The following is a 7,916-nucleotide window of genomic DNA, read 5'->3' as shown; positions in this document are numbered from 1 at the left end:
AGGCAGAACAAGCTAAAGAGAAAGCTCGTAAAGAGCGAGAAGCAGCAGAGCGAGCCGAGAAAGAGCGAATAGCCAAAGAACAAGAGGCGAAGAAAGCGGCCGAAAATGCAAAAAAAGAGAAAGCACGTCTAGAGAGATTGGAGCGTGAACGCAAAGAACAAGAAGCGGAGCTGAATAACATTTTTTCTGGGTTAGAAACAGAAGCAGAGCAAAATAGTTCAGCTCGTTCTCAATTTGTAATGAGTGAAGCTCAGCGATATGGAGAAATTTATGTGCAGCTCATTCAACAAAATTTGCTGATTGAAGACAGTTTTAAAAGTAAACAGTGCAAAGTGAACCTACGGCTCATTCCAACGGGAACTGGAGCAATAGTCGGTAATCTAAGCATTATTGATGGTGACTCAAGGTTATGCGCGGCGACAAAACGTGCTGTGGCGCAGGTGGGGACGTTTCCGCTGCCCAAAGATGATCTTGATGTAGTCAATCAATTGAAAGACATTAATTTAACTGTAGAACCAAATTAAAAGGAAAAGCTTGTGTTAAAGCGATTGATGTTAGGATGCCTACTTGTCATCGCAAGTAGTGTACAGCTCGCCAACGCCGCATTGGAGCTTGTGATCACCGACGGCATTAATTCAGCAAGGCCGATTGCTATCGTACCGTTTAAGTGGGAAGGCAAAACAAAATTACCGCAGGATGTCTCTGCGGTGATCGCGTCAGATTTGCAACGTAGTGGTAAATTTAGCCCGATTGCGACCAGCAAAATGCCACAAACGCCTTACAATGAAACCGATGTGAAGTTTGATGCTTGGACCAGTATTGGTGTTGATGCTTTGCTCACAGGTAGCATTACGCAAAATGCAGAAGGTAACTATGTCATCAACTACCAATTGGTAGATGTAGTGCGTGGTCAACTGACACAAGGCCAAAGCAAAGCATTAAGTAACGATGGACAGTTGGTGCTTTCTAAAGATCATGTTTTATTCAATAAAGTTGCCACCGTACCAGCAAACCGAATGCGTGAGTATGCGCATCGAATTTCAGATTTGGTCTATCAAGAACTCACGGGTGATAAGGGTGCGTTTCTCACTCGTATTGCCTACGTGGTGGTCAACGACGATGAACAATATCCTTATCAGCTAAGGGTTGCTGACTATGACGGTTACAATGAACGTTTGGTGCTTCGTTCAAAACAACCTTTGATGTCACCGACTTGGTCACCTGATGGTAAGCAACTGGCGTATGTGAGCTTCCAAAACGGCCAAGCGGAGATATTCATCATGAATATTTATACTGGTGAAAGAGAGAAAGTGACCTCGTACCCACGCCATAATGGGGCACCGAGGTTCTCGCCAGATGGGAAAACCCTTGCTTTGGTGTTGTCTAAAACGGGCAGCTTACAGGTTTATACTCTGGACTTGGCAACCAAGAAGCTGAAACAAATAACGAGTGGCAGATCAAATAATACAGAACCGTTCTGGCATCCTGATGGTAAATCGCTAATATTTACTTCGGATCGGGGTGGTAAACCACAGATATATCAAGTAAATTTATCAGACGGTTCTACCAATCGTCTGACATGGCAAGGCAGCCAGAATTTAGGTGGACAAATAACGCCTGATGGTCGATTCCTTGTCATGGTAAACCGAAGTAATTCGGGTTTTAATCTGGCGAAACAAGATTTGGAAACTGGTTCAGTGCAAATTCTAACAAAGACTTTGCTCGATGAGTCTCCAAGTATTGCACCCAATGGTGGTATGGTCATATACAGTTCTATTTATAACAAAGCGAATGTACTTTCGATGGTGTCTATAGATGGGCGTTTCAAAGCTAGATTACCGGCAACAAATGGTCGCGTTAGGGCTCCTGCGTGGTCTCCGTTTTTATAGCAAGTAAGTATCAAAAAGTAAGGAAAAAAAATGCAACTTAATAAAGTTCTTAAAGGGCTACTGATTGCGCTACCAGTACTTGCAGTAACTGCATGTAGTTCAAGCGATGAAGCGACAAACGCTTCTGGTACTCAAACTAACCAGTCTACTTCAGGTTCAGCAAATAGCGTTGATACAACTGTAGTTTCTCCAATTGATGCGAATAGCCAACTCTCTGAACAAGAGCTAAAGGAACAAGCTCTTCGTGAAACTCAAACCATTTATTTCGCATTTGATAACGCGACAATTGCTGGTGATTACGAAGATATGCTTGCTGCACACGCAGCTTACCTAAGCAAAAATTCAGCAATGAAAGTTACCATCGAAGGCCATGCTGACGAACGTGGTACGCCTGAATATAACATCGCGCTAGGTGAGCGTCGTGCACAAGCTGTAGCGAAATATCTACAAGCGCTAGGTGTACAAGCTGACCAAATCTCGATCGTTAGCTATGGCGAAGAGAAGCCACTTCTTCTTGGCCAATCTGAAGAAGTGTATGCGAAGAACCGCCGCGCGGTTCTCGTATACTAATCGAGGAATCGCCTCATGTTCAGTAACTTAAAGCGAATTGTAACGCTTACGTTACTGGCAAGTGCAGCGGGTCAAGTACTCGCTGCACCAGCTCCAGTATCCGATCTTAGCAATAGCTCTTCAGCAAGCACATCTCGTGCTCAACAATCATCATCTGAATCTAATGTACAACGTCTTGAACGTCTGCTTGAAAACCGTAATAGCGTTCAACTCAAAATGCAGCAGCAGCTCGATGATATGGCACTTGAAATCAGCGAATTACGTGGCCAGTTAGAGCGTAATAGCTACGATATGCAGCAAATGTTGCAGCGTCAGCGTGAACTCTTTATCGAGTTAGATCGCGTACGTGGCGAAATGAAGAATACAACCGCAAGTTCGTCACAGCCGACAACGGACACTGATATTGCAGGAACGTTTAGCAGCAATGTTGATGAACAAACTGCCTATCAGAATGCGGTTGATTTAATCCTGAAGAAAAGGGATTACAGTGGTGCTATTGCAGCGTTTCAACAGTTTCAAAAAGATTATCCAGATTCTAATTTTGCGTCTAATGCCCATTACTGGTTAGGGCAGCTCTATTTTGCGAAAAAGCAGGATAAAGAAGCGACGCAAAGTTTTGCCGCCGTGCTCACTTATAGTGACTCCAATAAACGTGCTGATGCGCTGGTTAAGTTAGGTGATATTGCCAAGCGCAATAATAATACTGCGCAAGCAAATAAGTATTATCAGCAAGTTGTGGATGAATACCCTACAAGTGCGTCTGCCAAGGTTGCTAAAGAGAATTTGAATTGATAACAATTTGAGTTAATAAAAAGAGGCCTTGTGGCCTCTTTCTTCGACGGCACTATTTTATGAATCGCTTTTGATCCTTCGTTAGGTGCGGTGTACAATGCTCGGATTCTTGGAAGTTGCGTAGAGCAAGAGCAATGAGCCACATATTAGATACGATTGAAACTATTTATCCATTTCCGCCAAAGCCAATTCCACTGACGGTTGAGCAAAAACAAGCCTATACAGCAAGTATCAAACAACTCTTAAAAGAAAAAGATGCTGTATTAATTGCGCATTACTATACCGATCCTGAAATTCAAGCTCTCGCTGAAGAAACCGGCGGTTTTGTTGGTGATTCATTAGAGATGGCCAAGTTTGGTAATCGCCATCCTGCCAGTACATTGATCATCGCTGGTGTGCGATTTATGGGCGAATCAGCAAAAATCTTAACCCCTGAAAAACGCATTTTAATGCCAACCTTAAAAGCAGAATGCTCTTTGGATCTGGGGTGTCCTGCCGATAAATTCACAGAATTTTGTGATGCACACCCAGATCATACCGTTGTTGTGTATGCAAACACATCGGCGGCGGTCAAAGCTCGTGCCGATTGGGTGGTTACATCGAGCATTGCACTTGATATTGTTGAGCACTTAGATGCGGAAGATAAACCTATAATTTGGGGGCCAGATCGCCATTTAGGCTCATACATCGAGAAAAAAACGGGCGCAAAGATGTTGCTTTGGCAAGGTGAATGCGTAGTTCACGACGAGTTCTCTGCCGATGCATTGCGTAAGATGAAAGCACTGTATCCTGATGCAGCCATCCTTGTGCATCCAGAATCACCAGCCAGTGTAGTAGAACTTGCGGATGCTGTAGGCTCTACAAGCCAGTTGATTAAGGCAGCAAAATCCTTACCTCAACAGAAAATGATTGTGGCGACCGATAAAGGCATCTTTTTTAAGATGCAGCAGTTAGTCCCTGAGAAAGAATTGATTGAAGCACCGACGGCAGGGGCAGGGGCAACATGCCGAAGCTGCGCGCATTGTCCTTGGATGGCGATGAATGGTCTTCGAGCGATTGAGTCAGCTCTTATGGAAGGCGGTAAAGATCACGAAATTTTCGTCGATGAAGCCGTGAGAGTGAAATCACTCATCCCATTAAACCGTATGTTGGATTTTGCTGAACAGTTAAATTTGCAAGTCAAAGGGAATGCCTAATTCCTTTCGGCGGTAGTGGATGAAAAAAGGCTCTTATTCAGAGCCTTTTTTATCGCAAGCAAATTGATTTGAAATTAACGTTATTCGAAAACAAAACTATTCAAAAACAAAGTTATTGCTCTAGTGCCAACTGAGCGCCGCGTTGCGTTAAGCCACACAACATCACCGGTATGGCCTGATAGATTTCTTCAAACTGGTCGAGTCCTTGAATACCTTGTTGAGAAAGTGTTGCCAAGGACGTCTCAGGATCATAAAGCATACTCAGCGAAAGGAGTACGCCCCCAAGTAGCGCATTGTCTTGGCTATCTTCAGGCATTAACGTTTCCCAATCATCACGCGTAAGTTGCCAACCTTGAAGAAAACCTTCACAAAAATCACGGACATGTTCAGTTACTATTTCTTGTTCATCGAGTGAGCAACCAGTAGGCCAGCTCCATTGATTTTCGAGCAAAGCAGGGCGATAGTCATTCCACATTTCAACGATCAGTTGGAAATAGGTTTCTAGCTGTTTGCCTTCGCTAAATGGCGCGATCTCTTCTCCCCCCCATAGAAAAGGGAGCCATTCCTCTGGCGGGAGCAAGTTAGGCGCTGACGCCATGGATGCGACAAAACCTTGAGTTTTGGCCTCATTAAGCAATTTATCTTCTAGTTCGGGTTGGGTAAGGAGTTCTTGTAAATTCACAGCAGATCCCATCAGTTGCCGAGTGTATTTGCAGCCATTTTAACGTTAAAGCGATACAATGTGCGAATTTTGCTGATAATTTGTTGGCTTTAGTGAGGTTTTACAACAATCAACATATTGCTCGCTGAGATTGTTCACTATAATTTGCACAAAAGAAAAAATTGAAAGGATTTATGAGAGCACCTATTTCATTGAAGAAGAAGAGCATTATCGCCCTTTCTTTTTATCTCTGCTTTTTTATTGCGATCACAGGTACCGTCACTTATTGGATTGTTGAAGCGCCACTACGAGCTGAATTAAAACAGAATTTAGATCTTCGTGCAGAAGTGTTATCAGCCCAAATTCGCGAACCTCTCAACCGTTCTATTGGTGTGCTCCAAAGCATTGTCAGCCTTGGGCAAGCTGCAACCAACCAAGCTGAGCAAGACAGAATGCTCTCTTCGCTGTTCACTATACTTGATGATGTTGTCGTCAGTGGTGGGCTATGGCCGAAACCCTACAGTATTAATGCATCGCAGCGATACAGTAGCCTATTTTATAATCGAGCCGCTGACGGTCAAGTCGACAAATTGCATTCTTGGAACAATCAAGAAGCGCATGGTTACGATAACGAAGAGTGGTACAACGCAGTAAAAGAGAAGCCTGTCGGTAGTGTGGTATGGTCAGAAGTCTATGTTGATGCCTATACGCACGTTCAGATGATCACGGCTTCATCGCCCTATTACGTTAACGGTGAATTTGCTGGAGTAGCAACAGTCGATCTGTCATTGGCGGGGTTAGCCACATTTATTGCCAGTCAAGCGGAGCTTTATAACCTTGGCGTATCCTTAAGTGATTCGGGGGGCTCCCTGATCACTGAACATAATTTTATAATACGTGAAGAAGCTAACGTAAGTCATTTCGGTTTTGGCGATTTTGAATGGCGAGTTGATGTTATTAATGCCCATCGGTTAGTGAATGACGAAGTGTTTGATCTGGTGATGAATGTCGAACGGAGTATCATTCCAATCCTTTTAGTTTGCGTTATGATCGGTTATTACTTGATCAATCAATATGTGATCAAACCGATTACCATCATCGCCAAAAAAGTGAGTGATTCTAAACAGGGCGGTATTATTGATATGCCGTATCGAAGCCAAGATGAGATCCGCCAGCTTATCGATTCATTTAACCAAAAAACCGTTTATCTTGAAGCGGAAAAAGTGAAAGCTCAAGCTTCCACTCAAGCCAAAAGTGCCTTCTTAGCAACCCTGTCACACGAAATCAGAACTCCAATGAATGGTGTTTTAGGAACCGCGCAAATCTTATTGAAAACAGAGCTTTCCCCAGAACAGAGGCAACACCTTAATAGTCTGTATGAGTCTGGCGAGCACATGATGGTGCTGCTTAACGAAATTCTCGATTTCTCCAAGATTGAACAAGGGCGATTAGAACTTGATAACACCCGTTTCCCCTTGGATTCACTGATTGGTAGTATTAACAGTGTTTACCATACCTTATGCAATGAAAAAGGACTGCAGTTTAGGATTTACAGCGATATTGTTCACGATCGCTGGTATTACTCAGATAAAGCACGATTGAGACAGATTCTGTTTAATTTACTGAATAATGCGGTCAAGTTTACCTCTCACGGCTTTGTCGAAGTGACTCTAAAAGAGCAGCAGATGGAAGATAAACGGTATCTTTCTATTCGGATACGGGATTCGGGGATAGGTATAGCAAAAGAGGCTCAGGAAAAAATATTCCGCCCATTTGAACAAGCTGAATCATCGACGACAAGGCGTTTTGGTGGAACGGGGTTGGGCTTAGCGATTGTAAAACAAATTGTAGAGCTAATGGATGGGACAGTCACGGTAACCAGTGAGTTAGGAATTGGTACCAGTTTTCACGTTATGCTAGCGATAGAAACAACGACGCCCGGGACCATTGAAGTCAAGCCACGTCGCAAGCTTAATTACCAAGGACTGAAAGCTCTCATTGTGGAAGATAACCGGACCAACTCTATCATTATCGAAACCTTTATGAAGAATAAAGGGTTTACATGCGATTGTGTTGAGAATGGTGAATTGGCAATTCAAGCGGTTGTTGGCGGGAATTATGACCTGATATTGATGGATAACCATATGCCCGTAATGGATGGCGTAGAAGCGGTGTCTGCGATTCGGATCTTAGTTGGGGAGCAACGCAATGTGCTCATTTTTGGTTGTACTGCTGATGTTTTCAAAGAAACTCGTGAGCGAATGTTGTCGGCCGGCGCTGATTATATTGTCACCAAACCCATTGATGACAATGAATTAGATGATGCTCTTTTCCAATTTGTCGAAAAACTGTATCAATATCATCCAGAGTCCTCTATGCCGCTAAAGATAGGCTCAGCAGAGGAATCATTGGTGACGTTTTATATGGCCGTGGAAGATCAAAACATAGAACTTGCATTAGCCATGATTCAACGTTTGATACAACAGTTGCCGGAGATTGAAAATACTCATATTCATCAAGTGTTAATCGATACCCAAACAAGCTTAGAAAAACACCAGTTACCTACACAGCAGCAAGTCGATTTGCTAACGGTGTTGCTTTCCGATTTTTGTAATTAAATAACCATTTTGAGATTTAGTAAGAATGCGTTGTAACAGGAATTTAAAGAATAGCGTTAGATTCTAGTTTCCGATTCAAAATTGGTTATAAATTTACCTAAGTTAATTAAAATTGGTCACTAAATCTACAGAATATGTGTTCTAATTCCCTCATTATCTAGCTTGTTGTTATTTTCTAGGTATCTGTATT

General features: G+C 43.0%; 7 protein-coding genes. 6 read left to right on the top strand and 1 reads right to left on the bottom strand.

Annotated features, from left to right (window positions below; translation table 11 throughout):
• The 5 genes from tolA to nadA all read left to right on the top strand — a co-directional run.
• Positions 1 to 524 (top strand): cell envelope integrity protein TolA (gene tolA / locus AACQ21_RS02420; protein WP_105977565.1); only part of this gene is annotated, 524 nt, incomplete at its 5' end.
• A gap of 27 nt (positions 525 to 551) precedes the next feature.
• Positions 552 to 1,889, top strand: coding sequence for a Tol-Pal system beta propeller repeat protein TolB (gene tolB / locus AACQ21_RS02415; protein ID WP_088718023.1), 1,338 nt, complete (start codon positions 552 to 554; stop codon positions 1,887 to 1,889).
• A gap of 30 nt (positions 1,890 to 1,919) precedes the next feature.
• Positions 1,920 to 2,459 carry a peptidoglycan-associated lipoprotein Pal gene (pal, locus tag AACQ21_RS02410; RefSeq protein ID WP_105977564.1) on the top strand — a complete coding sequence of 180 codons (540 nt, stop codon included), beginning with the start codon at positions 1,920 to 1,922 and terminating at the stop codon, positions 2,457 to 2,459.
• Positions 2,460 to 2,474: 15 nt separating this feature from the next.
• Positions 2,475 to 3,251, top strand: coding sequence for a tol-pal system protein YbgF (ybgF, locus tag AACQ21_RS02405; RefSeq protein WP_019280925.1), 777 nt, complete (start codon positions 2,475 to 2,477; stop codon positions 3,249 to 3,251).
• 134 nt (positions 3,252 to 3,385) lie between these two features.
• Positions 3,386 to 4,447 carry a quinolinate synthase NadA gene (gene nadA / locus AACQ21_RS02400; RefSeq protein ID WP_026028138.1) on the top strand — a complete coding sequence of 354 codons (1,062 nt, stop codon included), beginning with the start codon at positions 3,386 to 3,388 and terminating at the stop codon, positions 4,445 to 4,447.
• 112 nt (positions 4,448 to 4,559) lie between these two features.
• On the opposite strand, the gene AACQ21_RS02395 is transcribed toward nadA, so the two are convergent.
• Entirely contained in the window at positions 4,560 to 5,141 is a 582-nt protein-coding gene (locus tag AACQ21_RS02395) for a UPF0149 family protein (RefSeq protein WP_105977563.1), read from the bottom strand.
• A gap of 161 nt (positions 5,142 to 5,302) precedes the next feature.
• On the opposite strand from AACQ21_RS02395, the gene AACQ21_RS02390 reads away from it, so the two are divergent.
• Positions 5,303 to 7,726, top strand: a complete 2,424-nt coding sequence (locus tag AACQ21_RS02390) for a hybrid sensor histidine kinase/response regulator (protein WP_219884462.1) — start codon at positions 5,303 to 5,305, stop codon at positions 7,724 to 7,726.
• The last annotated feature ends 190 nt before the right edge of the window (positions 7,727 to 7,916 follow it).

It is taken from the genome of Vibrio sp. V01_P9A10T6, from assembly GCF_963877065.1.
Lineage (GTDB): Bacteria > Pseudomonadota > Gammaproteobacteria > Enterobacterales > Vibrionaceae > Vibrio > Vibrio anguillarum.
This window is presented reverse-complemented; position numbering and strand designations above follow the sequence as displayed.